The organism is Nostoc linckia z4, from assembly GCF_002608075.1.
GTDB lineage: Bacteria > Cyanobacteriota > Cyanobacteriia > Cyanobacteriales > Nostocaceae > Nostoc > Nostoc linckia.
Map to the genome: position 1 here is coordinate 45,668 of NZ_LAHA01000015.1, position 24,882 is coordinate 70,549.

The 24,882-nt window shown below is 40.4% G+C and carries 36 protein-coding genes; 18 read left to right on the forward strand and 18 right to left on the reverse strand.

Annotated elements, in window-relative coordinates; translation table 11 throughout:
- Positions 1-420 precede the first annotated feature (420 nt).
- Positions 421-1,074: a tyrosine-type recombinase/integrase gene (locus tag VF06_RS14885; protein ID WP_099066585.1), complete on the forward strand. Its 654-nt coding sequence runs from the start codon at positions 421-423 to the stop codon at positions 1,072-1,074.
- Between the two features lie 49 nt (positions 1,075-1,123).
- Here VF06_RS14885 and VF06_RS14890 read toward each other — a convergent pair whose 3' ends face one another.
- The 4 genes from VF06_RS14890 to VF06_RS14905 all read right to left on the reverse strand — a co-directional run bounded on the left by VF06_RS14890 (position 1,124) and on the right by VF06_RS14905 (position 4,790).
- The gene (locus VF06_RS14890; protein ID WP_099066586.1) at positions 1,124-1,831 is read right to left on the reverse strand and encodes a hypothetical protein; all 708 of its coding nucleotides are present in this window, start codon (positions 1,829-1,831) and stop codon (positions 1,124-1,126) included.
- Complete coding sequence (locus tag VF06_RS14895) at positions 1,828-2,223, reverse strand: hypothetical protein (protein WP_099066587.1); 396 nt, start codon at positions 2,221-2,223, stop codon at positions 1,828-1,830. The genes VF06_RS14890 and VF06_RS14895 overlap by 4 nt, the downstream gene beginning before the upstream one ends.
- A gap of 115 nt (positions 2,224-2,338) precedes the next feature.
- On the reverse strand, positions 2,339-3,655 hold the full coding sequence (locus tag VF06_RS14900) for a terminase family protein (RefSeq protein ID WP_099066588.1): 1,317 nt from the start codon (positions 3,653-3,655) through the stop codon (positions 2,339-2,341).
- A 223-nt stretch (positions 3,656-3,878) separates the two neighbouring features.
- A complete protein-coding gene (locus tag VF06_RS14905; protein ID WP_099066589.1) occupies positions 3,879-4,790 on the reverse strand; it encodes a GIY-YIG nuclease family protein in 912 nt (303 codons plus the stop codon).
- Between the two features lie 112 nt (positions 4,791-4,902).
- On the opposite strand from VF06_RS14905, the gene VF06_RS14910 reads away from it, so the two are divergent.
- From VF06_RS14910 to VF06_RS14940, 8 genes are all read left to right on the forward strand, one after another.
- Positions 4,903-5,313 (forward strand): hypothetical protein, encoded by a 411-nt coding sequence (locus tag VF06_RS14910; RefSeq protein ID WP_099066590.1) that lies wholly within the window; start codon positions 4,903-4,905, stop codon positions 5,311-5,313.
- A gap of 364 nt (positions 5,314-5,677) precedes the next feature.
- The gene (locus VF06_RS14915) at positions 5,678-6,001 is read left to right on the forward strand and encodes a hypothetical protein (RefSeq protein ID WP_099076426.1); all 324 of its coding nucleotides are present in this window, start codon (positions 5,678-5,680) and stop codon (positions 5,999-6,001) included.
- A 20-nt stretch (positions 6,002-6,021) separates the two neighbouring features.
- Entirely contained in the window at positions 6,022-6,294 is a 273-nt protein-coding gene (locus VF06_RS14920; RefSeq protein WP_099066592.1) for a hypothetical protein, read from the forward strand.
- A gap of 19 nt (positions 6,295-6,313) precedes the next feature.
- Positions 6,314-6,484: a hypothetical protein gene (locus VF06_RS40790; protein ID WP_180267710.1), complete on the forward strand. Its 171-nt coding sequence runs from the start codon at positions 6,314-6,316 to the stop codon at positions 6,482-6,484.
- Between the two features lie 3 nt (positions 6,485-6,487).
- Positions 6,488-6,958 carry a hypothetical protein gene (locus tag VF06_RS14925; protein WP_099066593.1) on the forward strand — a complete coding sequence of 157 codons (471 nt, stop codon included), beginning with the start codon at positions 6,488-6,490 and terminating at the stop codon, positions 6,956-6,958.
- Complete coding sequence (locus VF06_RS14930; RefSeq protein ID WP_099066594.1) at positions 6,955-7,173, forward strand: hypothetical protein; 219 nt, start codon at positions 6,955-6,957, stop codon at positions 7,171-7,173. Before VF06_RS14925 ends, VF06_RS14930 begins: the two co-directional genes overlap by 4 nt.
- A gap of 3 nt (positions 7,174-7,176) precedes the next feature.
- Positions 7,177-7,653, forward strand: a complete 477-nt coding sequence (locus VF06_RS14935) for a hypothetical protein (RefSeq protein ID WP_099066595.1) — start codon at positions 7,177-7,179, stop codon at positions 7,651-7,653.
- A gap of 15 nt (positions 7,654-7,668) precedes the next feature.
- Complete coding sequence (locus VF06_RS14940) at positions 7,669-8,016, forward strand: hypothetical protein (RefSeq protein ID WP_099066596.1); 348 nt, start codon at positions 7,669-7,671, stop codon at positions 8,014-8,016.
- Here the strand turns inward: VF06_RS14940 and VF06_RS14945 are convergent.
- The 13 genes from VF06_RS14945 to VF06_RS14995 form a co-directional block, all read right to left on the reverse strand.
- Complete coding sequence (locus tag VF06_RS14945; RefSeq protein WP_099066597.1) at positions 8,013-8,198, reverse strand: hypothetical protein; 186 nt, start codon at positions 8,196-8,198, stop codon at positions 8,013-8,015. The genes VF06_RS14940 and VF06_RS14945 overlap by 4 nt on opposite strands.
- A 205-nt stretch (positions 8,199-8,403) precedes the next feature.
- On the reverse strand, positions 8,404-8,772 hold the full coding sequence (locus VF06_RS14950) for a hypothetical protein (protein WP_099066598.1): 369 nt from the start codon (positions 8,770-8,772) through the stop codon (positions 8,404-8,406).
- A complete protein-coding gene (locus VF06_RS14955; RefSeq protein ID WP_099066599.1) occupies positions 8,772-8,966 on the reverse strand; it encodes a hypothetical protein in 195 nt (64 codons plus the stop codon). The genes VF06_RS14950 and VF06_RS14955 overlap by 1 nt, the downstream gene beginning before the upstream one ends.
- The gene (locus VF06_RS14960; protein ID WP_099066600.1) at positions 8,956-9,237 is read right to left on the reverse strand and encodes a hypothetical protein; all 282 of its coding nucleotides are present in this window, start codon (positions 9,235-9,237) and stop codon (positions 8,956-8,958) included. The genes VF06_RS14955 and VF06_RS14960 overlap by 11 nt, the downstream gene beginning before the upstream one ends.
- 52 nt (positions 9,238-9,289) lie before the next feature.
- Positions 9,290-9,454, reverse strand: coding sequence for an ASCH domain-containing protein (locus VF06_RS43670; RefSeq protein ID WP_180267711.1), 165 nt, complete (start codon positions 9,452-9,454; stop codon positions 9,290-9,292).
- 11 nt (positions 9,455-9,465) lie between these two features.
- On the reverse strand, positions 9,466-9,672 hold the full coding sequence (locus tag VF06_RS14965; protein ID WP_099066601.1) for a hypothetical protein: 207 nt from the start codon (positions 9,670-9,672) through the stop codon (positions 9,466-9,468).
- A gap of 18 nt (positions 9,673-9,690) precedes the next feature.
- Entirely contained in the window at positions 9,691-10,344 is a 654-nt protein-coding gene (locus tag VF06_RS14970) for a class I SAM-dependent methyltransferase (protein ID WP_244918030.1), read from the reverse strand.
- Positions 10,331-10,897, reverse strand: coding sequence for a DnaJ domain-containing protein (locus tag VF06_RS14975; protein WP_180267712.1), 567 nt, complete (start codon positions 10,895-10,897; stop codon positions 10,331-10,333). The genes VF06_RS14970 and VF06_RS14975 overlap by 14 nt, the downstream gene beginning before the upstream one ends.
- Positions 10,894-11,100 carry a hypothetical protein gene (locus VF06_RS39180; protein ID WP_143861692.1) on the reverse strand — a complete coding sequence of 69 codons (207 nt, stop codon included), beginning with the start codon at positions 11,098-11,100 and terminating at the stop codon, positions 10,894-10,896. Before VF06_RS39180 ends, VF06_RS14975 begins: the two co-directional genes overlap by 4 nt.
- A complete protein-coding gene (locus VF06_RS14980; RefSeq protein WP_143861915.1) occupies positions 11,097-11,645 on the reverse strand; it encodes a hypothetical protein in 549 nt (182 codons plus the stop codon). Before VF06_RS14980 ends, VF06_RS39180 begins: the two co-directional genes overlap by 4 nt.
- Positions 11,626-12,318 carry a hypothetical protein gene (locus VF06_RS14985; protein ID WP_099066604.1) on the reverse strand — a complete coding sequence of 231 codons (693 nt, stop codon included), beginning with the start codon at positions 12,316-12,318 and terminating at the stop codon, positions 11,626-11,628. The genes VF06_RS14980 and VF06_RS14985 overlap by 20 nt, the downstream gene beginning before the upstream one ends.
- Positions 12,315-12,599 (reverse strand): hypothetical protein, encoded by a 285-nt coding sequence (locus VF06_RS14990; protein ID WP_099066605.1) that lies wholly within the window; start codon positions 12,597-12,599, stop codon positions 12,315-12,317. The genes VF06_RS14985 and VF06_RS14990 overlap by 4 nt, the downstream gene beginning before the upstream one ends.
- 365 nt (positions 12,600-12,964) lie before the next feature.
- Positions 12,965-14,101 (reverse strand): hypothetical protein, encoded by a 1,137-nt coding sequence (locus tag VF06_RS14995; protein WP_099066606.1) that lies wholly within the window; start codon positions 14,099-14,101, stop codon positions 12,965-12,967.
- Between the two features lie 139 nt (positions 14,102-14,240).
- Between VF06_RS14995 and VF06_RS15000 the strand changes: the two genes are divergently transcribed.
- The gene (locus VF06_RS15000; protein ID WP_099066607.1) at positions 14,241-14,486 is read left to right on the forward strand and encodes a helix-turn-helix domain-containing protein; all 246 of its coding nucleotides are present in this window, start codon (positions 14,241-14,243) and stop codon (positions 14,484-14,486) included.
- Between the two features lie 54 nt (positions 14,487-14,540).
- Entirely contained in the window at positions 14,541-15,023 is a 483-nt protein-coding gene (locus VF06_RS15005) for a hypothetical protein (RefSeq protein ID WP_099066608.1), read from the forward strand.
- Here VF06_RS15005 and VF06_RS15010 read toward each other — a convergent pair.
- Positions 14,956-15,294: a helix-turn-helix domain-containing protein gene (locus VF06_RS15010; protein ID WP_099066609.1), complete on the reverse strand. Its 339-nt coding sequence runs from the start codon at positions 15,292-15,294 to the stop codon at positions 14,956-14,958. The two genes, VF06_RS15005 and VF06_RS15010, sit on opposite strands and share 68 nt — an antisense overlap.
- Before the next feature lie 603 nt (positions 15,295-15,897).
- Between VF06_RS15010 and VF06_RS15015 the strand changes: the two genes are divergently transcribed.
- The 7 genes from VF06_RS15015 to VF06_RS42655 all read left to right on the forward strand — a co-directional run bounded on the left by VF06_RS15015 (position 15,898) and on the right by VF06_RS42655 (position 24,800).
- A complete protein-coding gene (locus VF06_RS15015) occupies positions 15,898-16,746 on the forward strand; it encodes a DNA adenine methylase (protein ID WP_099066610.1) in 849 nt (282 codons plus the stop codon).
- On the forward strand, positions 16,743-18,656 hold the full coding sequence (locus tag VF06_RS15020; protein ID WP_099066611.1) for a hypothetical protein: 1,914 nt from the start codon (positions 16,743-16,745) through the stop codon (positions 18,654-18,656). Before VF06_RS15015 ends, VF06_RS15020 begins: the two co-directional genes overlap by 4 nt.
- A 31-nt stretch (positions 18,657-18,687) precedes the next feature.
- Entirely contained in the window at positions 18,688-19,173 is a 486-nt protein-coding gene (locus VF06_RS15025; RefSeq protein ID WP_099066612.1) for a hypothetical protein, read from the forward strand.
- A 346-nt stretch (positions 19,174-19,519) separates the two neighbouring features.
- Positions 19,520-20,620, forward strand: a complete 1,101-nt coding sequence (locus VF06_RS15030) for a hypothetical protein (protein WP_099066613.1) — start codon at positions 19,520-19,522, stop codon at positions 20,618-20,620.
- Positions 20,617-21,195 carry a hypothetical protein gene (locus VF06_RS15035; protein ID WP_099066614.1) on the forward strand — a complete coding sequence of 193 codons (579 nt, stop codon included), beginning with the start codon at positions 20,617-20,619 and terminating at the stop codon, positions 21,193-21,195. Before VF06_RS15030 ends, VF06_RS15035 begins: the two co-directional genes overlap by 4 nt.
- A 127-nt stretch (positions 21,196-21,322) precedes the next feature.
- Entirely contained in the window at positions 21,323-21,673 is a 351-nt protein-coding gene (locus VF06_RS15040; protein WP_099066615.1) for a hypothetical protein, read from the forward strand.
- A complete protein-coding gene (locus VF06_RS42655) occupies positions 21,666-24,800 on the forward strand; it encodes a DNA cytosine methyltransferase (protein ID WP_244918031.1) in 3,135 nt (1,044 codons plus the stop codon). Before VF06_RS15040 ends, VF06_RS42655 begins: the two co-directional genes overlap by 8 nt.
- Positions 24,801-24,882 lie beyond the last annotated feature (82 nt).

Below are 24,882 nucleotides of genomic sequence, written 5' to 3' on the forward strand. Positions count from 1 at the left end.
ATTACTTCAGTTATCCGCCAGATTGCGTGTTGAACTTTTAATGTGTTACCAACATAATATGTAAAAATTGCATCTTTAACACAAGTTTGAGGAACATCTACAGGAAAACTTAGTTTTATCCAGGGGGAATAATTTAAACCCCAGCTAATCGGCAAAACTCCTTGGCATTCCTGTAGACAATTAGGGGTTTGCCAAAAAAAATGTTACGCCTTTTGTATAATTTACAGGATAAGAGCATTCTGAAAGGTTTAATATTGTTTTGCCCTTGGATATATGAATAGTAGTATTAAATAAAGTGTAGCTCATACAATATTCTCCTGATTTTGATTAATAGCAAATGTATCTAATATTTTAGAATACGCTAGGCAAAAGATATCTCGTACTCAATCCGTTGTAGTCTGTATATGGGGGACTACGACGATGAAAATAAACCGACATGGAAAAGCTAAGGTGCTGACACAGCAAGAGATACAACTAATCTTCAGTCGCGGGCTAGACAACGGACGAGATCGCACAATATTTGGCATCTGTCTATTTAGCGCTGCCAGAATCCGCGAGGCTTGTACTTTGCTGACTTCAGATATCTACACATCTAAAGGACAAGTCAGATCGCACTTTATCATCAGGAAATCAAACACCAAAGGAAAGCTGGCAACCCGCTCTATACCAGTAATCGAAGACCTCCGGCGATTGCTCATTAAATACCAACCCTTGGCAGGGGATAACTATCTATTCCCCGGACGCAGCAATGGGCATATCAGCCACGATTCAGCCGCCCGCATATTGAGAACTGCCTGCCAGCAAGTGGGTATTGAAGGAGCCAGCACCCACAGTTTTCGCCGCACTGCCCTGACCCAAATGAGCAATGCTGGTGTTCCTTTGCGGGTAATTCAGGAAATTAGCGGACACCGCAGTTTGGAGCAGTTGCAACGTTACTTAGAAATAACCGAAGAACAAGTGCTGGGGGCAGCTTCATCTCTATCTTTACTTTCCCCAGTAGAAGAAAATGTCGGGAAATGCATGTTTGACGACATTGGCAAAGAAGTTACTCACCACAGGCAAACTCAATTATAAAGGGGCGATCGCCTGAAGAAGGCAGAAAGTTTTCTTCGGAAGGGGGATTTCAATAATGACTATTGTAAGACCGAATAAATCTTCGCTTGCTTTCTAAATCGTCATAATATTCTATATCACAAGTATCGTTCCCCCATCCAACAATGCAAGTAACAACTACTCCAGGATATCTTCCTGGGATGTATTCATAAGGTTCGTGCCCTATTGATTCAACCTTTTTAAGCTTTAACTTCGTCCAAGCTTGGGAAGCATTAATTCTCTGGGTATTACTTAAGTCCGGATCTAAATACATACGTTGAATATTCATTCTGTATGTATTCCCGTTGTTGGTTCTAAAAATAACTGAAGCTATAAAATCGTATAATCCTTCAACAACTCCCTCACTAATACCGTAGGCAGCAATTGTATGACTGAGAGCTTTTCGTCCTAGCCGATTAATCCGAACTTTATCTTGTGGTTTTAACATATATAAATAAGTACTATTGAGTGCAATTATTAAATCTTTGACTGCTTGCTGTGTTTCAGCCTTAATTAATAATTTACCACCATCACAAGCGACCCAAACTACATTTGATAAATTTTCTAAAACTGTGTAATTAGGTGGGCAAGGAGAAACCAAATAAGTATTATCTCCGAGTGATTTAAAAGTATAATCTTTGCCTTTATTAAGCTCTAGTAACTGCTTCTCAATTTTGCGGGACAAGCGAAGCATTGCTAAAAAAGCAAAGCCAAAAGTGATTACCCAAAGAAAATTCATGTCGCCTGACTTTTTTGTATTAATTTAATTCTTTTATTTTTTTGGATATCTAAAGCACTAGAGATAGAAACAACTTCATTTAGATTTTTGTACAACTCCACATCGGCAGCTAATAAATTACGCTTGTAGCAAATTGCTGCTAAGATACCTCGTGTAATTTTATCTTTTTCTTCACCTGTTAACACTCGATAATTTTCTTGGAGAATTGGAAACATAAGAGATTCAACAAATAAATTATATCCGGGATTATTCTCAGGGACATAACAAAGCATTTGAATTGATTCTTTATCAACTACAACAACAAAAAAATAACGTAATGAAGCGTTATAGGGTTGCGACTCTAAAATATCGCCTGTTGCAATATTCATTTCTTCAAAATTAGCCCAAGCCATATTAATTCGTAATTCGTAATTTTTAATTCGTAATTGTAATCAGTAAACCATTATCACTGATTATAAACTCGTATTTGCCTTTTTTAATTACGAATTACGACTTATGAATTACGAATTATAATTGGCTCATCCAATCATAGCTACTGGCATCATCCACATCTTCAGCGAAACTATACGCGAGCGCATCGCCTCTGTCGGTACTGCGTCCCAATCTCTTAATAATATCCTCCTTACTTTCTACTCGAATTTCACCAAACTTATTTCTAGAACCAGTGCGACTCCATCTGGGGGCAGTAAGGTCAGCTATTAATTTGGGGTCGTTGGGCAGCGCCACATCGTACCCATTGGCAGGGTCGAGCAATTCTCTTAAGTGCCACCACCAACGAGAACGTAAATTGAAAAACTTTAGTAACCCACTTTTATCTAAAGCTTCTGTAGCTCCTCCACCATTTAACCCAAACACCAATTTAGTGCCGCGCCGATTTAGGGCATCCACCACTGCATAACCGACACCCAAAGTATCTACTCGAATCTCTACTTTGTTAGTTTTACGAACAACTTCGATTTGGTCTGCCAAGGAGTCACCATCTGGTGTTTCTTTGCCTGGAAAAGCAATTATGGGCCCAATCCAATAATGATGCCGAGAAATTATCACGCTCTCGTCGCGTCCACCTCTTGCCACGTCTACACCCAAATGCGACTGTGGTGCATTTGGCGTCGGCGTCCAGCGTTTGACAGCGGCATCCACCCAGGCGCTCGGTATAACTTGCCAAGGATGGTCAATCTTAGCGACTGTGGTAAAGTCTCCTCTTAGTAATTGCGATCGCAGTGGTTCCGGTAACCGTTGCAATACCGACCTATAGTTAGAATTTCTCAAGTAAGCATTATCTTCTAACCGAGATGGAATAAAGGTACGGCTTCGCGGTTGAATCATTTCCCCTTCGTGTTCAAATGGTTCGCCTGATGGGACTTCTTTCTCCTCATCCCCCACCATTGCGTACCATCTGATTTCGCCTGGAGCAGCTGGGTTTGGATGCTCTGGGTTTAGCCAAGCTGCCCAGTACTCTTTAATCCACATTGATTCTTCAGAACTGGGAGGATTACAAGTAGCGACCACCCGACACCGAACCGATGGGTCTGAAGAACGGTTCCAGGTTATTAAGAACTCGTACTGTTTCTTAGAAAATTCTCCAAGTTCGTCAAAAGCTTTGAGGTCGTGTTCTACCCCCCGATAGGCTTCTACGCTGTCCTCGTGTTGTACCGCACCAAATTCTAAGGTGCGATCGCCTGGGATACCACGCCAGATTTTATCGTTACTGTTATACCGAGCGATCGCGCCTAGAAGTCTGCGTGACTTTTCGATTATGTCCTTGAGTCGGGGATATTCGCGGCGGAAGATAATAGCCCGTTTGTGGGCAGATGTTCCCAACATTAGCAAGAGGGCCGTTTTACCCCCACCATAGGCATCCCCCTAAAAACCAGCGGCCCCGCCAAAGAGTAACTCATCTGCCGGGGATAAAAAAGCCTCAGTCTGCGGCCCGTCTTGGGGTTTCCATAACTGATCTAGCAATACCTTGGAAGCCCCTTGCACCTGTCGCGTTGTCCTGTCTAATGATTTACGTAAAGAGGATAACTTCATTACTATTAACTAACTACTAATTGCCAATTCTAAACGATTGCAAGCAATTATCGCATTGCAGTAGATTTTTGTTTTTACCACTTCTCGCTGCTTGATAAACTTCACTACTATCACAAAACACACAAATATGTTTTGATTTAGTTCGCTCAACATTAATTGAAAATTGGCTTAAACAATCTTTACACCTGTGTCCCGAACCATATCTAATAGTATTAATACTTTTGCAAATCTTACAATTTGGACTTAAAAAGATTTTTGGCTTAATTCTTTTACCCCATCTGCCATTATTCCCAGTGGTTGCTGCATAACTGGGTATATTCAATTGAACTCTTTTGTTACTAATAACAGTTTTTGAAACCCCCGCTTGTTTCACCAAAGCATAATCAGGCATTTTCCCTAGCTGTTCAATAATAGTTTCAGAAAGTTCAATTTTGTTCCATCCACCCATTGCAGGAACAACAAAATTTGTTTGCAAGCATCTAGGAATTTTTAACTTTTCTCTCTTGTACTCTACTGATTTGCGATCGCACCCTAGTAATTCGGCAATATATGTATCTGTTTGTTTACCTAATAAATTAATAGTCTCAGGCGTCCATACAACTCTTTTATTAGTCCCGTGGCCACCAAATACAGCAGACCCTTTGTTAGTAAGAGTATTTGTTATTGAGTAGAACTGTTGCCAAGCTTCTTCCTTTGCGATCGCCTCCTCTCTAGTTGCGTTCGTCACCAATTCAACCTCCCTGATTTGGGGTCTGACTCCTACAGCAAGCATCTGAGCTATGTATTTACCTTTTTCTGTTCTCTGCTTCTTCCCATCTCTAATGTGAGTATGCAACCTTCTATTAAGAGACATGGTTGTACGACCAACATAGAAAATACTTCCATCTCTAGGGTCAGCCAAGACATAAATATATGTGGTAGTATTCATTTGAGTAACATCTGACGCTATCGGTTACTCTGCAACGTGTTAATAGCCTCTGTTCGTAGCAGAGGCTTGTTGCATTATAATCATTTTACCATTAAATAAATCCCTAATTAATATGAATTATTCTCTGTTCGATGTTCTAGACATTATAAATTTTGAGTCAGGAAATATAAAATATCATCAAATCAAAAACCAACAATTCAAAAATGAAATATGGGAGTCTTCAAAGTTGATTAAATTATGGTGGTTTATGTGGAGACTCAGCCCTAAAGCTGATATGGTAGAGTTTATATTTTCAAAATTATTTGGGGAACATATTTCAATCGGTAATTTAACTATCTTTGGATGCAATGCAATGATGTTCGCTTTTCAGTTGCGTACTAAAAAAGGTATTTGGTTATTTCAACCACCATGCTTTAACCTTTATCATCATAAATTTACCTGGGGAATATTATATTTATCCCCTAACGGAACATCGAGACATCCAATGGCAAAAATCTATTATGGTAGAAAGCGATCGCCATGAAGCTGCTAAAAATCAACCCCAATCAACGTTGGTATTTTGCAATATTTTGGCAACCAAACTTTAAAATTAGGGCAATCAGATTTATTGACTATTACTGTCACAATTATTTACAAATTGGATGATTAGAGTTTGGTTTTATGTAAAGATGTGGAAAAATCCATGACATTCCATCTTAACGCGATCGCATCTACAATTAATATTTATAGAAACCGCGATGTCTACGCGCTCTTACACTAAATATGAATCAATCTATAGAGCTATTATCGAAATTTAATGAGATTCACTCAAATCAAGCGAATATAGTGTGAATGCCATCAAAGGTTTCATAATATTAAGAAAAGTCCAAAAGTTGAGGGAAGTAAAAATGTCAATCAGGCAGCGCCGAAGAAACCGCCATAAACTAAAACTAATAAACAAACCAAAACTAGAACCAAATCCAATACTAATTAATTTTACTATTGATACTACTAAAGTAACATCCGCTATGTCTAGCGCCAGTAAGGCGATCGCTATTAGATTTGCTATTAATGCCTCTAAAGCAAAAGCCACTGAATATGAAGAACGAATGAAAAAGCTTGCTGATGGCATTGTTTTGAGAAAACATCATGCATTAGTTGATACCAGTTATTTGCATCCTCGATTTAATCCCAACAATTGTAATTTCTTAGAGAAACATCCCGATACCTAACGGATAGCTAGGATACAACTATGAATATTGACCAAATCAGAGATATGATGCTACTTTTACACCGTGAAGATTTTAAAGTCACGGATTGGGTAAAAGTAATTGATTCTGATTCTAAGAGATATTTATGTGTTGGTGAGGTGATTGAATGCTCTGATGGACATTTCAAAGTTGATTTTAAAGACGGTGAAAAAGAATGGTTCAAATATAATAAAATATCTAGAACCTACGAACCACCAGAAGATAAGTATGAGGATGAAGGTACTGTTAATTGGTGGCCAGTCAAAAAAGAGTAGTAATTTTGAGGTTTAGTAAATGGCGACTGAAGTGTTAAATATACCAGAAGAATATTTAGAGCAAGTAATACTAGTTATCCGTAGGGGTATACAGAAAAGTGAAGAATGTGGAGGAGTGCAGCAGGAAGTAATTGAGCAATTAAAAAAATGGTGTGATGAGGAGGAAGCTTATTTACAAGAAGAAGGCTAAAACATGAATTTGAAAGTTTTTAAATTTGATTGCTACCCCAATGCAATTAACTGGTTAAATGAAAATAGTGGCGTAGCAGTTCGCGGTGAAGATATGCCACCTAGCTCTTTTGGGGGTCGCGTTTCATTACATTTATTATTTTCAAATTTAATGAGCCAAGGAGATAAGTTAAAAATATTAGAATTCTTCCCCCAATCTCAAGACTGCAACCAAATACGGGAAAAACTTGGATATCCACCGCTTGAATATCCTCACGCAAACTATTTAATTCATGGGTATACCCGTAATCAAATAGTTGAGATTTTAAAAAAGAACTTTGGTGCGATCGCGGTTAAATCTCCCTGCTGTATGGAGACTGTAGATAATGAAGAAGTGTTTTCCAGGTTGAAAGAATTAGAAATAAGACTTGGCGGGCCGTTAAGTCAGCAAGACCCAACAAAAATTGGCGGCCTATATAGGAAATTGTACCAATGAGCCTAAAACCAATTCTACACACTCAAACTGGCGAAATTGTTGTTATTGAAGTCTCCCCTTTGTTTGAAATTAATCGTCAAGTTACAATTCTAGGAACTAAAAAATCGCTTGATATGGGTCTAGAATTAACTGATGAAGAATTGGTTACAAGTCTTTCTGCTTGTAGTGATGTTGGTAAAATACTTGAAAGCAAAGGGATTAAAGTTATTTATTGAAATATGCTAAAATTTACGGCTAGTTTGCAAAATGGTGGTACGCTTTATGGGTTTGGATTAGCAGAATCTAACCTTAATAGGTTAGAGTTCAATGACGAACCAATATTTTTTGATTTTGACTATGCCGGACATCCTGAATTGTTCGGATTAATTTTATATTTTGGTCAATTTGCAACACCTGAAGAAATTTCTGCCAATCCTGATGCAGTAGACAATCGCTGTATGCCTTTTATAGACGAAAAATATGGGGTTACAGGAGAAACATTAAGGGTATTTCCAATTGCTAAAAGCATTATGGAGACAATGAGAAATACCCATCTGTACAGTTTTGAAACGAAATGTGAAATTAGTAATCCTAACGATATACAACTATTCTTCTCTGGGCGAACCGAGCAAGAACTCGCAGATTATTTCAGAAAAACTGGGCTTGTTACCCAAGAAACAAGGCAATACAAAGGATTTGAAAAACGAGATAATTGATGTGGTATCAAAATTATGGAAAAGCCTGTAGTTAATTTAGTTCAAGAGTCTGTATACAACATTGATGTAGACTACAAAGTTATCAACAATGCTTACAAAGCTATTAAGGACTTTTACGAAAAGTACCGAACAAATCCCGATTATTTAATAGTTGGATCTTTAGTATTCGTTTCTATCGCTCATTATTTTATGAAAAATTATTATATGGCATTCGATGATATAACCTCTTTTGAAAACGTTCCGATGATTTTAGATCCTACTGCCAAAGTAGATAGTGCGATCGCAGTATTCGCATCTCCCAGCAAAGTATTAAAGTGCCAAGTAACTCCAGATGAAATAATAAAACCCGTAGACCAAAGCTAAATTTCTTCAATTTGAATAGTAACTTTGTATTTCGGGCTACTAGAAGATTCATCACTACCAACAACAAAAAACATAGAGCCATTTTCATTACGCTCCAGATTTGAAAGAACAACTAAATCATTGCCTTGTTCATCTTTTAAAATTAAATCTGCTATTTGGTTTCTGTACTTTTTGTTGTTCATAAACTTGTAACAACGTGCAATATTTAAAGTATACTAGTTAAGTTGTTAACTGCGGCAAGACATATCTCATTGAGGAAATTTGCAGCAAAGCGATTGCGTGTCAGGTGCGATCGCTTTTTTATGACAAAATAGTAATGTACAGCTTTTACTGTTGATTAATAAGCGACTGAAATGGGATAGAAGCAGCGTCAATTGACGCTGCTTTTTAATCAACTGAAGTTTCAAATAGAGCTTTCCAGAAATAAAAATCGGGACAATTGCACCAAACGGTAATAAATCCATCAAACAATTTTATTTCTGTCGGTCTAAAACCTTGAGGCAACATTTGAATTAGAACTGGAATATTTAAATCGCATTCCCAATGCTCAATTTCTTTTTTAACTTGAGCGATCGCATCTGGGTGAAACCCCTTATTGTTATTACAGCATTGAGTAATCAAACAATCGTTGCCATCGCTTTTAGCTTTGTCAATTGATAAAGCTATATAATCCCACGCTGCTTGAACTTGGGCGTTAATATTAGGAATGCCGTAGTTTTCTTTTAATATTTGTTTTCTACGTTTAGATTCTCCCATTATTCTTGCTCGATAATAATGTGTCCTAGCTCAATTTCTTTTTTGAGAGCCTCAAAAAGAAATTGAGTTCGCCCAGTTTCACTGGCCATATCATATCCTTCCATCCAAAAATTTGATTTGGCGTTATCTCTGGGTTGAAAAAGAATATTGCTAATCCATCCATCATAAAAATCATTGTATCCTTTAACTTTCATAGTTTTGGAAACTTCCTAATTTGCAAATCTTCAAGAAATTCTGACACATCGCCGCCTTTTCTATCGCATAATTTAACTTTGTATTAGTAACTGCTACACCATCGATGTAAGGCAAGGAATTAACAACATTTTCACCCAATTGTTTCACAAATACTGGAACACTTGCATCTTGGCACTGCTTGACAAGCGATCGCACCCAGTCAATATGGTTTGAATGCAATCGACCAAGTTTACTACCGCGTTGGCGTAGCCCGCCGGAGGCATCGCACATCCAAACGGCAATGATTCAAAAGTTGATTGCTCTTTAGGAAAGTACTTGTTTTTCATATAAGTCCAGGCATTTTTTTGCTCGGAAGTCTTTTTCTTAGCAGCACAAACAATAAGCGACCGCGATAATTTGTACCCCAAGAACGTGTTTCATATCGCTTCACTTCCATACCAATTAAAGTTGCCCAAGGTTGCCATAATGATAGTGCTTTAATTTCCATTTTTATCCTCACTAGTGATTAACAATTCCTTCAATAACTCCAGACAACATAGCTTGATGTTTAATCAAATTAAACGCAATGCCAGATATTCCATTACTGGGTTCAAAAATAGGGTCTTCTTCTAGGCTTTGAATCTCTAGCTGAATAGCTGCTTGCATTTCCAGAAGTGCCCTTTTATATTGTCTTTTCCTGCTAGCTACAGGGTCGTAATCGCTCATTTGATTCTCCTTTGTGGACTAAACTCCACTGATTTCATGTGACCAAGCAATTTCTTGTACAATATCTTCTGCCTGTTTTTCACTAATAGCAGAATCAGGAGTTTTATAAAACCCAATGATTTGCCCTTTGGGACGCACAATAATGCGCTGTGTGGTCAGTTGCTTATCCCAAACAAAGCATGAAATAGTGATGTTATCAGTTGCCCACCGAATACCCCTCTTATCCTTGCGAAAGCAGTACCGTGGATATACAAGAACTAAGTTCGGTGGGTTTTTCTCTAAGAATTCTGCCCGGTCGTCGCAGGGTTCCAAAAAACTAGTCAACAAAAATGCTGCAACGCCTACTTTTGCTCTCGAATGAGCATTTTTGATAATAGGTGCTGCAAATTCGGCATACGGTGGATTGGTGACAATCCAATCGGCGTCGGGAAACTCATCCCACGACTTAGATAGCGTTACATCAAGATGGTAATCAGCTTGTTTTTTGGGGTCAATATCATTCGTCCAGATACCTCTGGTGTGGGGCCACACATTTAGTAGTGATGCGATCGCACCCCCACCTACACATGGTTCTCCCACTACTCCTTTAATTTTCACGTACCGAAGTAGTTCAGTAGTGAACCAAGATGGTGACTCGTAAAAGTTTAATGGATGTCTCTCAAGTATTTTCATTCAATGATTCCTTGGATGGTGGTAAATAAAACGTGTATGGAGTTTCATAACCAAACTCCAAACGATAATATTTGATTGCCCATTGCTCCCGTAAGCGTTGATTGGGAGCAATTTCTAGCAGTAGTTCTCGATACAAATTCTTGACTTCCGTTGTTGCGTCTTGAAACAATACGTTTTGAAACCATTCAACTCTAGGACGCATGTAGGCACGGGCAAAGCGCTCTATACATGTAGAAAACCACATTCCATTTTTTTCTGATTTAGCAATTCCAAAAGTCTGCTTCCAAGACTGAGCAAATTCTTTTTCAAGGTTTTTAATTCGTTTATTCCAATATTTCTCCCAGTATTCGTCATTGATATCTTTAGAATCATTAGCACAAGTTTTTAGCAAATCATAAGCTGAGTCAATTGCTATAAAATCTTCAGATTTACCTCCGCAATCTGGATGTGTAAGCAAACATAGTTTTCGATAAGCAGTTTTTAGTTCTCCCATAGAAAAAGGAGACTTCAATTCTAAAATTTTAATAGCCTGATTGATTGTCATTTTTGTCATTGGACGCTCCTTTTCGTTACCCATTTATCCCAATACTCGCGTTCAGTTGCAGGGTGCAAATCAAAATATCTTTGGCATATAGCCCAGCTAACTTCCAATCCTGGGGAAACAATTCCTTCTAAGGTATAAAGTTCAGAGTAGCGGCTGCTAGTGAACTTCTTGCAGCGATCGCACCTTTCTCTATACTGTTTACTACCGCTCATTTTTTGCCATTCCCGTAATGCTTGTTCCAAATATCATCAACTGGGAACATAGATTTTTTTGAGTTATCAGATTTAACAGATTCAATTATTGATAAGCGGCTTTCTAAATCTTCATATTTTTGAAGTAGTTGAGCATTTTGTTCTATCAGACTCTCTATTTTACTTCCTACTTCTTGAAGCTTGTTTTCTAATTGCTCTAGTTCTGCAATTTTTGATTGGCAATCATCAGTAGAATTTGGTAGATTCAGGTATTGAGTAATTGCAGCAATCATTACCTGGGTACGCGTCCGACTAGTCAACTTGGCATTATTATCAACTGCTTCCCAAAGTTCTTGAGGTACGCGTCCTGACAAAAAAAGTTTCTCTGAAGCTATCATAATTGTACCTAATTCTTCCAATAAATCTGCTCTAGTTAATCCCTCATTTTGTGCTAATTCACCTAATATTTCCCAAATAGAATCTGTTACGCGGATACTTCTGACTATGCGTAATTCGTTTGATTTAGGTGCAAATTTCCCATTTTCATTACGTCCCTGCATCATCACATTTCTTAAACTCCACAACCCAAATCCAAGGATCTATAGCCCAACTATTTGCCCCATTAACCGATTCCCAAAGACTCTGAAAAGATGTTCTTGGACGTGTATAAACAAAAGCCCCTGAATGATAGTCTTTATATAATTCTCTTGCTGGTTGGTTATAGCTTGCATCCCTGAAAACTTTTTCAACTCCTTCTCTAGTCGCACTTATTTGGTTAATATCCCACAGCTTTTCTACCCGGATATTCAGTATTTCAAGCCAAATACGAGCAGCTTGTTTGGGCATATGGATAGAAGGTTTCCACGCACCATTTACTGCTACAAGTTTCTCAAGTTCTGGTACAGAGGGGGAACATTTATAGGACATGTCCGCTTTATAAGCGAAACACACAGCATCATCAGATGGCGCTTGTCTCCAAGTTTCACGCACCCAAAGCAAATCCCCTGGTTGTCCGTAAGGACAAGGAATATCAACCAATTCTCCTGTTGTTAAATTCTTGAATTTAGCGACTGTCACCAAGTCCTTTTTTGGTTTTTCTAAAATCAATGCTTCAAGGAAGAAGTTATCAGGCGCTTTATTGATGTAATCAAGCGATCGCAATCTGCGAGTTTCCGATTTGGAACCTTGTAAAATTGCACAGACCATATCACCATTAAATAGTAAAGGACGCTCTTTCATAAAATAGTAATAGTTGCAACTAAAGTTTTTTCTCCATCACTTAGTTCACCTATTTCTTCCCAAGCTTGTTTGGTAAAAAATAAGTGTCTTTTTGCAAAGCCTAGTTCAGTTAGATCTTGGATTTCCCAAATACCAGGAATACCTTGGTAAAACCTGACTAAATTCGTCCCAGATAAATAAATATCGTCCGATAACTGGTACAAATCCTGTAAAGTTTTAATTTCAGCAATATGCCCTAAAACAACTTCACTCGATTCAAATCCGTAAAATCTTCTTTTCATTCTTTGATTAAAATTGGGTATATCTGCTTAGCAATGGTTTCAAATTTATCGCCATCTGGGTAGGGGCGTGGAATATCTTTACCTTGTTCATAGCAAACACTTTTTAGGTGGGTTGAAAGGATAGAGCAACAGATTCTTTGTTTGAAGAGCTTGATTTTAGCTCTAATATTGAAACTGATTAATTACCCTATAACAAAAGAAGAGTTCTGCCATACTGTATGTATGGCAGGGTGTTGTAATGACATACAATTTGTCAACGCGGACAATAATTTGGCACACGGACATTAATCTGTCAACGCGGACAAATAATTTGGCAATCGACAGCAATTGCTATCAAAGCAATTTCAGTTTCCAAGGAAATTTGGTTAGTCTGCATAATTTTCCTCACCAAGGATTGATTGAATTAAGGCGTACCAGGCAGGAGCTTTTTTACCGTTCACTGGGGCCAATTTATTGAATTCTTGCCACAGTTGATCGTCTGTTGCGTGTGGTAGTTTTTTCTTGGCCCAGGCGATCGCATCGTGAGGAGTTTTCCACTTATGCCATTCTGAAGCAGGTTCAAGCATCTTTATCGGCTCAACCACCTGAACATCGACATCTATATAATCAATAGCCCTTGCATCTCCCCGCAGCAGACCCTTCACCACAGACTGAGATACTGGAAGCTGTCGGGCTTGATACTCGTTAAATTCAATCCAAGCCCTACGCAGGGCCATATAGTTGGGGTCAATTTGAATTGAAATTGCCCAAATTTTTTTGTCTGCCTTCTTCCCAGTCCGCAGTCCATTTTCAAAAATCGGAATTTTAGTCTTAATCTCAGTCCTACTGAGAATGAATGGAACTTTGTGTTTGTACTGGGAACAAGGAAAGGGAGCATTGGTAATGCTTCCTAGCATCTCTTTGAACTCTCTTAATTTGATATCCAGATAACTAATATCCTCCAGGGAATGGAGGGTCATTTGCCCAGGAATCATCAAGTCGTTATCTAGCAATTCCCGGACATAAAAATGCAGCTTCCCCTCAGCTTTGCATCCATGTTGGCACTGCATAGATAACGATTGCCCCTGCATGGGACAAGGCGTATCGTGACAATCTACAAGTTGGTGATACTGCCCTTTTTTGTCCTGGAGCATCACAGATTTTTTAAGGATATTGGTGCGATCGCACACCAATTGCAGACCTGAGCCTTTATAGCTAGACATTGAAGTTGCAAAAGTTCTATCCACCTCGTCGAACGGCAGATATATATTTAGGGCTTGAGTCAAAAAATCTCCATTGCTATCGGGATTTCCATAACTTTTGGAAAAAATGGTAGAGGCTTCTCTATTGGTGGTAACTAGGCGGATATTACTACCTAAGTCTTTCCCGTAGCCCTCGTATTCTTTTCCCCCATCAGTTCGATTTTTGACCTTACGACTGCCTTTGAATGCAGACACTTCTATCCTGCCTAAAGGATTGAAATTTGCATCATCATAACGGTTTGTCAAACCAGAAATAGGCATATATTAGTTATGTATGAATGATTTATTAGAACTCTACTAATCACAATATCATATTGTAGGTGATATTCGTCATTTTATATATGATATTATTTGCTGAAAGCCAGAAATATATGCAGCATTCAGCTTGATAGGAGATTCTATGCGGATTGCTCGGACAACTTACATTGATATTGAAGGATTGGGGGACAGGATAAGAACAGCAAGGAAGCTTGATAAAAGGACACTTAAGCAAATTGCAAAAGAAGCTGGACTGTCCGAAGGGCACTGGCACGTTATCGAAAAAGAGCAGGGCGTGATACCAGAAGAAACTTTATTGAGGATGCAAGAAGTCCTTCAAGTTAATTTAGGATTCCAGGAAGAATTTGATAAATTATCAAAAAGTTAATTTTTTTACCGCCGTAATATTTTTAGCCAAATTCCCACATTCAGCAGCACAAACATGAACGAGTTACACGAAAGACTTCAAGAGAGCAGGATTAAAGCGCTGACGCCAGTTATTGCAGATGTTCTCTGTAGCTGTGATTTGAACGGATACAGAATAGATGAAGTGTTAATTGTACTAAGCAACTACGTCAAGGAGCGCAAATTAAGTGCGGCGGTGAGGCTTTTGGAAGAAGCCGTTAATGTTGTTCAAATCCAACAGCAAAAAAACCACAATTTACTGCAATTAGCTGAGATTCAAGAACAATTGCAAGAAAATCGCATTGAAGCACTGACGCCAGTCTTTGTTGATGTTCTTTGCATTGTAGAAGCCAACGGCTACACGATTGATGAAGTTGTTATTGTGCTGACAAAATATGCTAGAAAGCGAGATTTGAGCGCAGCTGTTCGACTGCTCGAAGATGCAGCAACCGCTATCCAGCAACAATATCAACAATCAAATGTAGCAGTTTTACCTGCTCTGTCTTATCGAGAGATCTGATACTGCTAAGCATGTCTTCAGCAACTTTTGGTTTTGGATGATGATGTTGTTGTTCCTCCCCTTTGACCACTGCTAAAAGTTGCAGGACATCACCTTGCCCCCAAGCCTCGGCGATCGCAATCAAGTTATCTATAGTAGGCCAAGTCCTAGCCTGCTCCCAGTTGCGTATTGTAGTTTGAGATACGCCTAAACGCATACCAAGATCCTCTTGAGAGTATTTTCTTTGGATGCGAATTTCCTGGACTATATCAGCTAATTTTTGCTTTTCCACGTCTTAATTACCCAATTTTGTACAAATATTGCATATAAAAAATAAACAGTGTTATTAGCAACATGCTGATGTATCATCATGTATGTACTGATGATAAAAAAGCAGCATGGCCCTAAACAGATTTAGGGCTGAGTTTGCTTTGACTTTATATGGGAACTTATATGTACCAAAATAAACGTCCATTTGGCAAGAGTACTCGAACTGTGCGCTTACACAATTCTCCACAGATTACAAATTCGCTATGAAAAATATTGCAAGCTCACGAAACATGAGTGTATACTGTGTTTGTAGCAGAATAGATTATTTTTTATGGCAACTAAATGCAACACTCCGAAGTATAGAGGACTTATTCCAAGGAAACCTACTTGGAATCTTGGAGAAACCACATGCATCAGGATACCGAAAAAAATTAAAGACCAAGTTCTCCAGTTCGCCAGAGAACTGGACGAACAACAACAATAATACAACCCCAAAATTAAAATCCCCAAACACTGCTTGCGACAGTTTTGGGGAATGGGGTACTCCTATCAAATCAAACCTAACTAGGAGCATTACTTATGAATATAGCCGGCTGTGCCCCAAAACTGCAACTGGGGAAAGGCCATGAATAACAGCATCCCCGCGTTGCGGTATTTCGGGGGCAAGCATCGGGACGCTGCCAGAATAATTTCCCATCTCCCCCCACACGAAATATATTGCGAGGTTTTTGGAGGCGGGGCCTCTGTGCTGCTACAAAAAACCCCCTCAGATTTTGAGGTTTATAACGACCTCAGCAAAGACGTAACCAATTTTTTCCGAGTTTTGCGCGATCGCCAAGATGAATTAATTCGCGCAATTGAGCTTACTCCCTACAGCCGCGACGAATGGAAGAGGTCTTTCGAGATTGCAGACGACCCAGTAGAAGCAGCAAGGCGTTTATATGTCCGCAGTTGGCAATCCTATTCTGCCGATGCCATTGCTTACAAAAATTCTGGGTGGAGGTTCCAATACCAGAAGCACCAGGGCTTCAATAATGTAGTCGCCAATTTTAACAGAGTAAATCATCTGTGGGAATTGGCAGCACGTTTCAAGCAGGTGCAAATTGAAAACGATTCGGCAATAGCGGTTATAGAGCGCTATGGGCGTAATCCAAATTGCCTGATTTATTGCGACCCCCCATATGTCCATTCAACAAGAACTGAATCGGGCAATTATCTTTACGAGATGTCTGATGCAGAACATAAAAAATTGGCCGAGTCTCTACATTCGGCCAAGGCAATGGTAGTTCTGTCTGGGTACGACTGCGAATTGTACCAAGAACTTTATAAAGATTGGCGATTAATCCAATGGACGACATTAATCAACGGCAACAAGCGTACTGCCACTGAATCGTTATGGATTTCGCCAAATTGTGAGGATAAAAACAAGCTTCCTTTACTTGCTTTTCTCAATTCATCAGAGATGACGATATGAATACATTACCAGAAACTTTAGATGAAAACGCATCCTATTCAATTCTCACCAAAGCAGAATGTTTGTTTTCTGCCATTTGGCATAACCCCAAGGGTGCGATCGCTACCGAAAAAGTAGCCGAATATTATGGGGTTTCCCCAGACGCTATTTCAGAATTGCTCCAAACCCACTGGGAAGAATTTGATGAAGAAATCACCAGTGGATGGACACCAAGGGCAGCTATTCGATTGGGGATGCTATTAACTTCCCCTACCGCTACAAATGTGCGATCGCTTGCACTGGATGTTATTGAAGCGCACAAAATCCCCAGCAAGCGAGCTTCTGTGGAATTCTTGTTGAAGTCCGCTTCCTTTGTTGAGTGGAGCGACAGAGAAATAGGCAGGATAATTGGATGCGACCACAAAGTAGTTGGCGGCGTCAGAAAAAAATTGGAATCAGAGGGCAAGGTCATCCCCATCGACCGCCGCAGATGTAATAGGGGTGGTAAAACTATCGAGCAACAAAGGCATAAACAACGAGAGAATGAGGATTCTAGCCTTCATCTGGGGACTAACTCCCCAGATGCAGCCCAAAACCCTGATTCTTACGTGGAACGAGAGAATGAGGATTCTAGCCTTCATCTGGGGACTAACTCCCCAGATGCAGCCCAAAACCCTGATTCTTACGTAGCGAAAGTCAGAGTTTCATCACAATCCCACATTCGATATGGGCAGGAAGGCACAATTACTGGTCAAGCAAATATGACACATGTGTTCGTTGCTTTTGCAGATTGTCCTAGTGAGTTGGTTGCGATCGCGGACTTAGATAGTAGCAGTGTTCCGTATCCGCAACCCGCCAGAACCTACACCGAAGAAGAACTCGCTAAGTGCATAGAAGAAGCCTTGATTGGGCGGAAAGTAGAAATTGAGGAGTTGGCCGTTCGTCAAGTGCGAGAACAGCTGCAAGCCTCCAGGAACCTTGTGCAGCAGATGAAGGCGGAAAACGTCAAACTGCAACAAGAAATACAACAATTAGAAGCACTGAAGCTTTTAGAGGAGGAAAACCAACACCTCCAACAACGGAACGCAGAGCTAGAAAAGCTTGTTGCCGAAAAACCTATGGAATGGTCAAATCCAATTCCAGAAGCAGCAGCTAAAGTTTTGAATCAACAGGTGAAACAAGCTTTAAAAAACACCATTGATTTAAGACAGCTAGCCGTTGAACCTCCCAAAGACGCCGTGTTGTGTCTGCAATTGATGGGATTGGCTTTGGGCAACTTAGCCCAAGCCATCAATAACACCCAGGCCTTGGAAGCAGCAGCAATTCTCTTGGGATGTGAAGCGAACAAAACTGCGATCGCTCAAAGGATAATGGCCGAGAAAGCGATTGAAGATATCCGCGCAATCTTATCAACAAAATGCTCTTGGGAAAAATTTTGGACAGTGGCCCAGAAGTACCAAGAAGTAAAAGAACTGTACTGGCCAAAATTAACTAATTCTGAAAAAGATTTCATCAGAACAATCAAACGCAATCACGAAACTCAATTTCCTTCCATTGAAAAGAAGGCAGAGGGCAGCAGTTCGACAAGCTCACTGACCGGGCAGAGGGCAGAAGGTAGGAATTTGGAGAGGGATTCAGCGCAAAGTCAGATCGGAGGCTTCCTCCGCTCTGAACTTTGTAAGACAGACCCCCACCAAATAAATGCCACTGAATCAGAAGATAGTATTCCTTCTGCCTCCTGCCTCCTGCCCTCTGCCTTTCTTGTTGAATTGAACAAAAAAGTTGCGTCTAGCGATATCTACAGCGAACTCTACGTTAAAGAGGGAGTGGTGGTAGAGGAGATTTCATCTGATGAAGTTATGGTGCTTTGGAACCACGACAAAGAAAAGCGTCCCAGGAGATATTTTAAAAACGAGTTGCGCTTAATTTAACACTGTTCAATTATTAACTGGAATCAGCAACATGCAATTACTTCAAATCAATACTCTAAGAAAGCCTAAATATCAAGTATCAATCAACAAAATTGTTATCAAAGGCGATTGGGAAATTCAAATCGATTACGAACTACCATCGCAAGACACGGAACGTAAAAATGTGAAACTGTTTTGTAAAGAACGCCCCACAAAACAGTTTATAGAAGCTTTTGAAAAACTAAAGCCCAACCTCTATACTATTTGCGGATTAGATAGGAAGATTTGGGAGCCAGGGCGAATTACTTCTATTCGCTTCAAAGAACAAGAACAGGGCACAATGCTGTCGATTACGCTTAGAGTTGTGTCAGAAGAAGCAATAGCAATTGCTGGCACTGAAGAACTTTACCCCAAGGGTGAATTCTTAGATAAAGTCAACAACTTAATTGCTGAATTGGAGGACTACATAAATGGTGTAAGGGAAGCCCAACAAATGACGATAGATGGTTATTTAGAAGGTCAAAAGGATAATGGCTAATGGAACCTTCCTTGCTTTATTTTTGGCTATCTTCTCAAGACTTTGCCCGTGTTTTGAGGGGTTGGAATGATTTTACTTCCAGATAACCGAATTCAGATTGGAACACGATGTATTTTCTATGAAAGGACTAGCAATATTCGTATATCGCATCTATATGCGATTATTGGCGATCGCTCTTACTGGACGAATCACATTTGACATGAAACTACCGCATTTGAAACAACAAATGCGGTAGTGGTAACCATAATTTATCGACATGGAATAAGCTTTGTATGACTTATTGTAGCATTAATCAATTGAATATTCATGGCTTTTACTCAAATTTACAAGAGGTGGAGTCATGGGCATGAAATATAAATATTTAGCAGATATAAGAGAAGGTATTCCTTATAGAAAATCCCTGCGAAAACACGTCGGCAGTATTGCCGCAACTATTTTAATCCAGCAATTGGATTTTCATTTTGCTGATTATCCTGATGGAATATATAAATTTCTTGCCCCTACGCCAGGGCATCCAGATTATCGAGAAGGTGATAGCTGGGTCGAAGAATTAGCTTTTAGTGAAAAAGAATTTAGGGCAGCCTTCGATCAACTGGGAGTTAGGCATACTTCCAAAACTGCTTATCTTCAAGCCGACAACCCTTTTATCAACGAGCAAGGGGAAGAAAAATATTACTGTAGCTATCACGACAAGCAAAAAGGACTGACTTGGTACTTCCGCAACCATGATAAAGTCGATGATTTGATTGAGCAGTTAATCAAAATAGACGCGCCAAAAGCTAGCAAACGTCCGACCAGCAAGGAATCTACTGTAACTGCCCAAAGGGAATCTACCGTAACTGCCCAAAGGGAATCTACCGTAACTGCCCAAAGGGAATCTACTGTAGATGACCTTTGGGAACCCTGTAACTTACCTTTGGGCAGTTACGTAACTGCCCAAAGGTCATCTACATTCATATACAAAGAAAATACAAAGAATACAAACAAAGAAGAAGACCCTCCTACCTCCCAAGGTGAAAATTTGGGTGCTGTGGAAAACGGGACAGCAATAGTCAGGCGATCGCTTAGCGAAGAAGAATACGAAATTTTGAGGCAAGCTCAAAATTTGTCCTACAACCCCTCAATTGCTCCTTGGAGGATAAATGCCACAGAATTCAGTTCAGAGGTCTGCAAAGCCGTTTTCGCGGCAAATCCTGAGTGGTATTCGCTTGAGGATGGAACCACAAATTTAAAAAAAATCAAAGATCGGCTGAAAACTCTAGAGAGGAATATTAGAAATTCAAACTGCGTAACGGCACTTGAAGCCTATAGCCAGCTTATGGACTATGTCCACATGTCTGAGATGTCGTCCAGTGGTATCAACGGCAAGCAGATTTTACAGCAATTCAGCGAAGATTCGGAACTACAAAGGATTAGGCGCGCCACGAGCAAAAAATTTGAACTATGATTACCCAAGAAAAATTTGAAAAAGCGATCGCAATACTGCAAACTTACTTCAGCAAGAAAATTGAGCCGGAAGCCGCATTAGCCATCTGGCAGGAATATCTCGGCGACAATTTGAACGATGCTGAGCTGGGCCAAGCTGTTAAGGAAGCCATTATCCAATGCAGACCTCATCCCAGCTTTATGCCGACCCCTAAAGAGCTTGTTGCTTTCGTCAACGGAGGAAAAGAGGTGCAAGCAATCAGGGAATGGCAAGATGTCTTATCAGCAGCATCAGGTAGAAAAGATGCGATCGCTTATTTGTCGGTTAGGGGCAAAGTAGCTTTAAGTGCAATTGGTGGATTACACGCAATTGGCGCGGCCGAAGAAAGAGTGCGCGAGAAGATGGAGAAAAATTTCATCGTGGTTTATTGTCAATGCTCAGACAAAGATTCGCGTTCTTTGCCTATGGCATCACCATCACAAGAACCAACACAGCAAGATTTTGTGCCGATGCCGGAAGAAATCAAAGCACAAATGAAGGATTTATTTAGCAAGAAAGGCAGAGGGCAGGAGGCAGAGGGCAGAAGGAAATTCTGATTCCTGCCCTCTGCCACGACCGTTCGCGTAGCGTCTCGTAGAGAAGCCTACACTGATTGCAAACCTTCTGCCCTCTGCCCTCTGCTCTCTGCCTTCTTCACTAGCATTTCAAACGGTAAAAGAAAGCATGGATGAAAATTACTTACAACAATACTTCATTCAGATTGCCCAACACACCTTGCATGAATGGAACTACTGGAGAAAGCAAAAAACAGAAGTCGTTGGGTGTGTTGCTGATGCTAAAAAGCGGTGGGAACAATACAATAAACTGCGATCGCAAGATGAAATCGCGTCTATTAAATGGTTGATTGACTACCACTTTTGCATTCCCAATCAGCAAACTCCATCTTCTGATTTACAAAGCCTACAAATTTACATTGAAAAGCAATCATCAGATTTTGTAAAAGCTTCTATTAAAACCGCACTACCTTTAATTGATTGGAGTGCAATTGCGCTTGAATTGGGGGAATATGTATGATTTACTAGTTCAATTAAATAGCGGATATAGCCAATGGACTTTAGATGCTCATTTTCTGGTAGAGGCTTTATGCCAGAACTTTATCCGTCCTCAACACTTCAAAACCCACCTTCACGAATTTATTTTAGAGTCCTATGGAATTAAATCTTCTTGCCTAATTCCAGACTTACATTGTTTTGTCAATGCCCAAAGTAATACTTATGGTTATCAAGGGCATTCTGAAGTCAATAATATTGCTGGGTCAATTCAATTGTGTCCAGTTCGTTCTAAAAAGGCTGGCGATGGAAGTCGTAAAATCATAGTCAAGCGTCCCGATTGCAAACATCTTAATTTCAAAGAGTGCAGGAATTTATATGACTCTGGAGCTTTCCCAGAAGTTGTTGCCGATGCCAGAGTAACTCCTGAAGTATCTTTACAAAGACAACTGGATACTCTTGCTCAACTTCCGGAATTCAAAGAAACCCTACTTGTGTCTTACGACCGCCTAATTGACGAAAAACACCACCAAGGAAACCGGATAAAACAGCGTTGGAGTGTAGAAGAAGGAGAATTAGCGGTTGCCCAAACTGTAGAAGCTGCTGCTTACCTCAATTCTCAAAGGTCAAGACTGCAAAACTACACCCTAGTTCAATCCTGTCAAGGTGTTGATGCCCAGCAATATCTCAGATGTGTTGAACAAGTCCTATCCTACTGTCAAAAAGGGGATGTTCTGGGTCTGGGCGGATGGTGTATCTTGGGACGGCAACCTAGTTATCTACAAACCTTTTGGGAAACCATCAATTTAGTAATCCCCCTTGTTGCTTCCTCTGGCATCACCAAAATCCACATCTTTGGATGTACTTGGTACAAACCTAAAAAGTACCACCCTTTACCCCCACTACCACCTTTGCTTTGGTTGTGCGATCGCCACTATATTTCACTCAGCACCGATGGACGTTCCCCCATTGGCAATGCCTTATGGAAGGACGGATGGCAATCTGCTGGTGCAACATTCCCCTATTGGCGGCATAACTTAGCTTGGGTCAAATCAGAATTGGCAACCCTGCGCGACTCTCCCCAGTACCAAGCACCACCAGGATATACAGAAGCACCACGTTTATTTATCATGCCCAATAAATTCTTAGAGAAAAGTTTAGAGTCCCCTAAACTACGCGATCGCGTCACTATTGAACGTTGCGATATCAAGTGGGCCCAAGACCTTGCAACTAAAAACCATTATTTACATCGTCCCATTCATCCCCTATCTTTACCTTTTGCCTATGCCATCAAGCTTGATAGCGAAACGGTCGGGACGATAATTATGAGTACGCCACACTTTACCAAGAAAAAGGACTTATTTGGTTATGACGGGTTACCCTCTAAATGGCAAGTCTTACAAATAGCTAGACTTTGGTTAGACCCGAAAGTGCAAGTTGCTCAAACTAACGGACACGCCAATTGTATAGCGAGTTGTGCGATCGCTAAAATGCTCAAGCGAGTAAACGCCGATTGGTTAGAGCATCACCCCCCAAAATTCCCAGAACAACCCCACCACATTGAATTAATCTTCTCTTATGCAGATACGGGAGTAGGGCATCAAGGAACCATATATAAAGCCTCAAACTTCATCCAGTGGGATGTAACCACTAATAATCGGGGACGCCATACTAAAACAAAAACCGAAACCACAGAAAAAATACTGTATGTCTACAAACTACCCCAGGCTAAAACCCCAATTGTTGCACCAAATATATTCTTAGAGAAAGAAACTGCTCAAAATAGCCAACAAGCAGGATGCCTTTATCAATATCTAGAATCCAAAAAGCTAAAAGACGGTTCCACCATCGAATACCCCAAAGTTGTTGGAGAGCGCGACCCCAATAACCCCCAACACTGGAGATGGGGATTTAACTGGAAGGAAAAGCAAGCAGGGAAATGGAAGGGTAAAAGTATTGGGTCTATTCCCCATAGTGCGATCGCCCAAATTCGCACAATGCAAGAGCAAGGAGCAAAGCGAGAAGAGATTGTTAGCTTTGTCCTTCAAGCTAAAGAACAAATCAAAACTCCTAACCCATTACTCCTTACTCCTAACCCATTATCAACGACCACTCCCATTGCTGTTGTCTTGTTCGCTGGAGGCGGCGGCATTGAGTCCGGTATGGTTGAAGCTGGAATTCGCCCAGTGGTTGCAGTGGAGTGCGATCCAACTAAACCGAAGCTTAGTAGTGCGATCGCTGACTGCCACCAACTCAACTTTCGACAATATGGTTGTAAAGTTGTTCGCCAAACCGTTCAACAAGTTGCTGCATCTAACTTTATCGGACTCCCTTTGCATCCAGACTACTTCCACGCTTCTTTAGTTTGTTCCAGATTCAGCAAATCTTACACAGCAAAAGCTGGGCATAGAGGTGAAAGCCAAGAAGACATATCGGCAGCACAAGCGGTAGGGAAAGCCATTACAAAACTACTTCCCGCAGTATTTACTTTGGAAAATGTTCCTGGCTATATTGAAAGTCAAAGCTTTGAAACTGTTGTTAATGCCTTAAATGAAAGCGGGTATTCAGTCACTTACGAAATTATCGACTTTGCAGACTACGGACTACCTCAATCGCGCAAACGAGTTATCTTAACTGCTGGGTTAGGCTTCAATATCCTCCTACCCCCACCATCAAATAAGAGGATGGGGTGGTATGAAGCAGTTGCTTACCTCATCCCCACCATGCCCGATTCCAAACTATTAACTTCTCAACAAAAAGTAGTCGATGAGTTTTTGCTTTCCAACCCACCCCAACCCCTACTCATCCAACGCACCGGCATCCGCGACAAAAAACCAAAATATAAACCAGGACATTTACCTTGTAATACCATAGTGCGATCGCAATTCACCGATGACAAAGGGCACAACCGTACAAAGTTTGCCGATATCTGGTTACCTAATGGTATGGTGAAGTCCCTAACAATACAAGCAGCAGCAATTTTACAAGGATTTCCCAGTTGGTATGAATTCCCTGCTGAAGTTGCCACCGCTGGTTCAATTATTGGTTACTCTGTTCCACCTAGCTTTGCAAAGCTGCTATTTGTCCACTGCGAACAAGAAAGGCAGAAGTACGAAGGCAGAGGGCAGAAGGCAGAAGGAGTAAGGGCTTAAGTCCCCCACTGAAACGAACTGGATGTGGCCCCAATTAAGGAAGGGTCTGAATCCCCTTCTTAATCGTCCCTTCTGCCTTCTG

What these genes read in the sequence shown, in the direction of transcription:
- VF06_RS14885 (WP_099066585.1), top strand. Translation starts at nt 421, where the DNA reads ATGAAAATAAACCGACATGGAAAAGCTAAGGTGCTGACACAGCAAGAG.
- VF06_RS14890 (WP_099066586.1), bottom strand. Translation starts at nt 1,831, where the DNA reads ATGAATTTTCTTTGGGTAATCACTTTTGGCTTTGCTTTTTTAGCAATG.
- VF06_RS14895 (WP_099066587.1), bottom strand. Translation starts at nt 2,223, where the DNA reads ATGGCTTGGGCTAATTTTGAAGAAATGAATATTGCAACAGGCGATATT.
- VF06_RS14900 (WP_099066588.1), bottom strand. Translation starts at nt 3,655, where the DNA reads ATGTTGGGAACATCTGCCCACAAACGGGCTATTATCTTCCGCCGCGAA.
- VF06_RS14905 (WP_099066589.1), bottom strand. Translation starts at nt 4,790, where the DNA reads ATGAATACTACCACATATATTTATGTCTTGGCTGACCCTAGAGATGGA.
- VF06_RS14910 (WP_099066590.1), top strand. Translation starts at nt 4,903, where the DNA reads ATGAATTATTCTCTGTTCGATGTTCTAGACATTATAAATTTTGAGTCA.
- VF06_RS14915 (WP_099076426.1), top strand. Translation starts at nt 5,678, where the DNA reads ATGTCAATCAGGCAGCGCCGAAGAAACCGCCATAAACTAAAACTAATA.
- VF06_RS14920 (WP_099066592.1), top strand. Translation starts at nt 6,022, where the DNA reads ATGAATATTGACCAAATCAGAGATATGATGCTACTTTTACACCGTGAA.
- VF06_RS40790 (WP_180267710.1), top strand. Translation starts at nt 6,314, where the DNA reads ATGGCGACTGAAGTGTTAAATATACCAGAAGAATATTTAGAGCAAGTA.
- VF06_RS14925 (WP_099066593.1), top strand. Translation starts at nt 6,488, where the DNA reads ATGAATTTGAAAGTTTTTAAATTTGATTGCTACCCCAATGCAATTAAC.
- VF06_RS14930 (WP_099066594.1), top strand. Translation starts at nt 6,955, where the DNA reads ATGAGCCTAAAACCAATTCTACACACTCAAACTGGCGAAATTGTTGTT.
- VF06_RS14935 (WP_099066595.1), top strand. Translation starts at nt 7,177, where the DNA reads ATGCTAAAATTTACGGCTAGTTTGCAAAATGGTGGTACGCTTTATGGG.
- VF06_RS14940 (WP_099066596.1), top strand. Translation starts at nt 7,669, where the DNA reads ATGGAAAAGCCTGTAGTTAATTTAGTTCAAGAGTCTGTATACAACATT.
- VF06_RS14945 (WP_099066597.1), bottom strand. Translation starts at nt 8,198, where the DNA reads ATGAACAACAAAAAGTACAGAAACCAAATAGCAGATTTAATTTTAAAA.
- VF06_RS14950 (WP_099066598.1), bottom strand. Translation starts at nt 8,772, where the DNA reads ATGGGAGAATCTAAACGTAGAAAACAAATATTAAAAGAAAACTACGGC.
- VF06_RS14955 (WP_099066599.1), bottom strand. Translation starts at nt 8,966, where the DNA reads ATGAAAGTTAAAGGATACAATGATTTTTATGATGGATGGATTAGCAAT.
- VF06_RS14960 (WP_099066600.1), bottom strand. Translation starts at nt 9,237, where the DNA reads ATGTGCGATGCCTCCGGCGGGCTACGCCAACGCGGTAGTAAACTTGGT.
- VF06_RS43670 (WP_180267711.1), bottom strand. Translation starts at nt 9,454, where the DNA reads ATGGAAATTAAAGCACTATCATTATGGCAACCTTGGGCAACTTTAATT.
- VF06_RS14965 (WP_099066601.1), bottom strand. Translation starts at nt 9,672, where the DNA reads ATGAGCGATTACGACCCTGTAGCTAGCAGGAAAAGACAATATAAAAGG.
- VF06_RS14970 (WP_244918030.1), bottom strand. Translation starts at nt 10,344, where the DNA reads ATGAAAATACTTGAGAGACATCCATTAAACTTTTACGAGTCACCATCT.
- VF06_RS14975 (WP_180267712.1), bottom strand. Translation starts at nt 10,897, where the DNA reads ATGACAAAAATGACAATCAATCAGGCTATTAAAATTTTAGAATTGAAG.
- VF06_RS39180 (WP_143861692.1), bottom strand. Translation starts at nt 11,100, where the DNA reads ATGAGCGGTAGTAAACAGTATAGAGAAAGGTGCGATCGCTGCAAGAAG.
- VF06_RS14985 (WP_099066604.1), bottom strand. Translation starts at nt 12,318, where the DNA reads ATGAAAGAGCGTCCTTTACTATTTAATGGTGATATGGTCTGTGCAATT.
- VF06_RS14990 (WP_099066605.1), bottom strand. Translation starts at nt 12,599, where the DNA reads ATGAAAAGAAGATTTTACGGATTTGAATCGAGTGAAGTTGTTTTAGGG.
- VF06_RS14995 (WP_099066606.1), bottom strand. Translation starts at nt 14,101, where the DNA reads ATGCCTATTTCTGGTTTGACAAACCGTTATGATGATGCAAATTTCAAT.
- VF06_RS15000 (WP_099066607.1), top strand. Translation starts at nt 14,241, where the DNA reads ATGCGGATTGCTCGGACAACTTACATTGATATTGAAGGATTGGGGGAC.
- VF06_RS15005 (WP_099066608.1), top strand. Translation starts at nt 14,541, where the DNA reads ATGAACGAGTTACACGAAAGACTTCAAGAGAGCAGGATTAAAGCGCTG.
- VF06_RS15015 (WP_099066610.1), top strand. Translation starts at nt 15,898, where the DNA reads ATGAATAACAGCATCCCCGCGTTGCGGTATTTCGGGGGCAAGCATCGG.
- VF06_RS15020 (WP_099066611.1), top strand. Translation starts at nt 16,743, where the DNA reads ATGAATACATTACCAGAAACTTTAGATGAAAACGCATCCTATTCAATT.
- VF06_RS15025 (WP_099066612.1), top strand. Translation starts at nt 18,688, where the DNA reads ATGCAATTACTTCAAATCAATACTCTAAGAAAGCCTAAATATCAAGTA.
- VF06_RS15030 (WP_099066613.1), top strand. Translation starts at nt 19,520, where the DNA reads ATGAAATATAAATATTTAGCAGATATAAGAGAAGGTATTCCTTATAGA.
- VF06_RS15035 (WP_099066614.1), top strand. Translation starts at nt 20,617, where the DNA reads ATGATTACCCAAGAAAAATTTGAAAAAGCGATCGCAATACTGCAAACT.
- VF06_RS15040 (WP_099066615.1), top strand. Translation starts at nt 21,323, where the DNA reads ATGGATGAAAATTACTTACAACAATACTTCATTCAGATTGCCCAACAC.
- VF06_RS42655 (WP_244918031.1), top strand. Translation starts at nt 21,666, where the DNA reads ATGTATGATTTACTAGTTCAATTAAATAGCGGATATAGCCAATGGACT.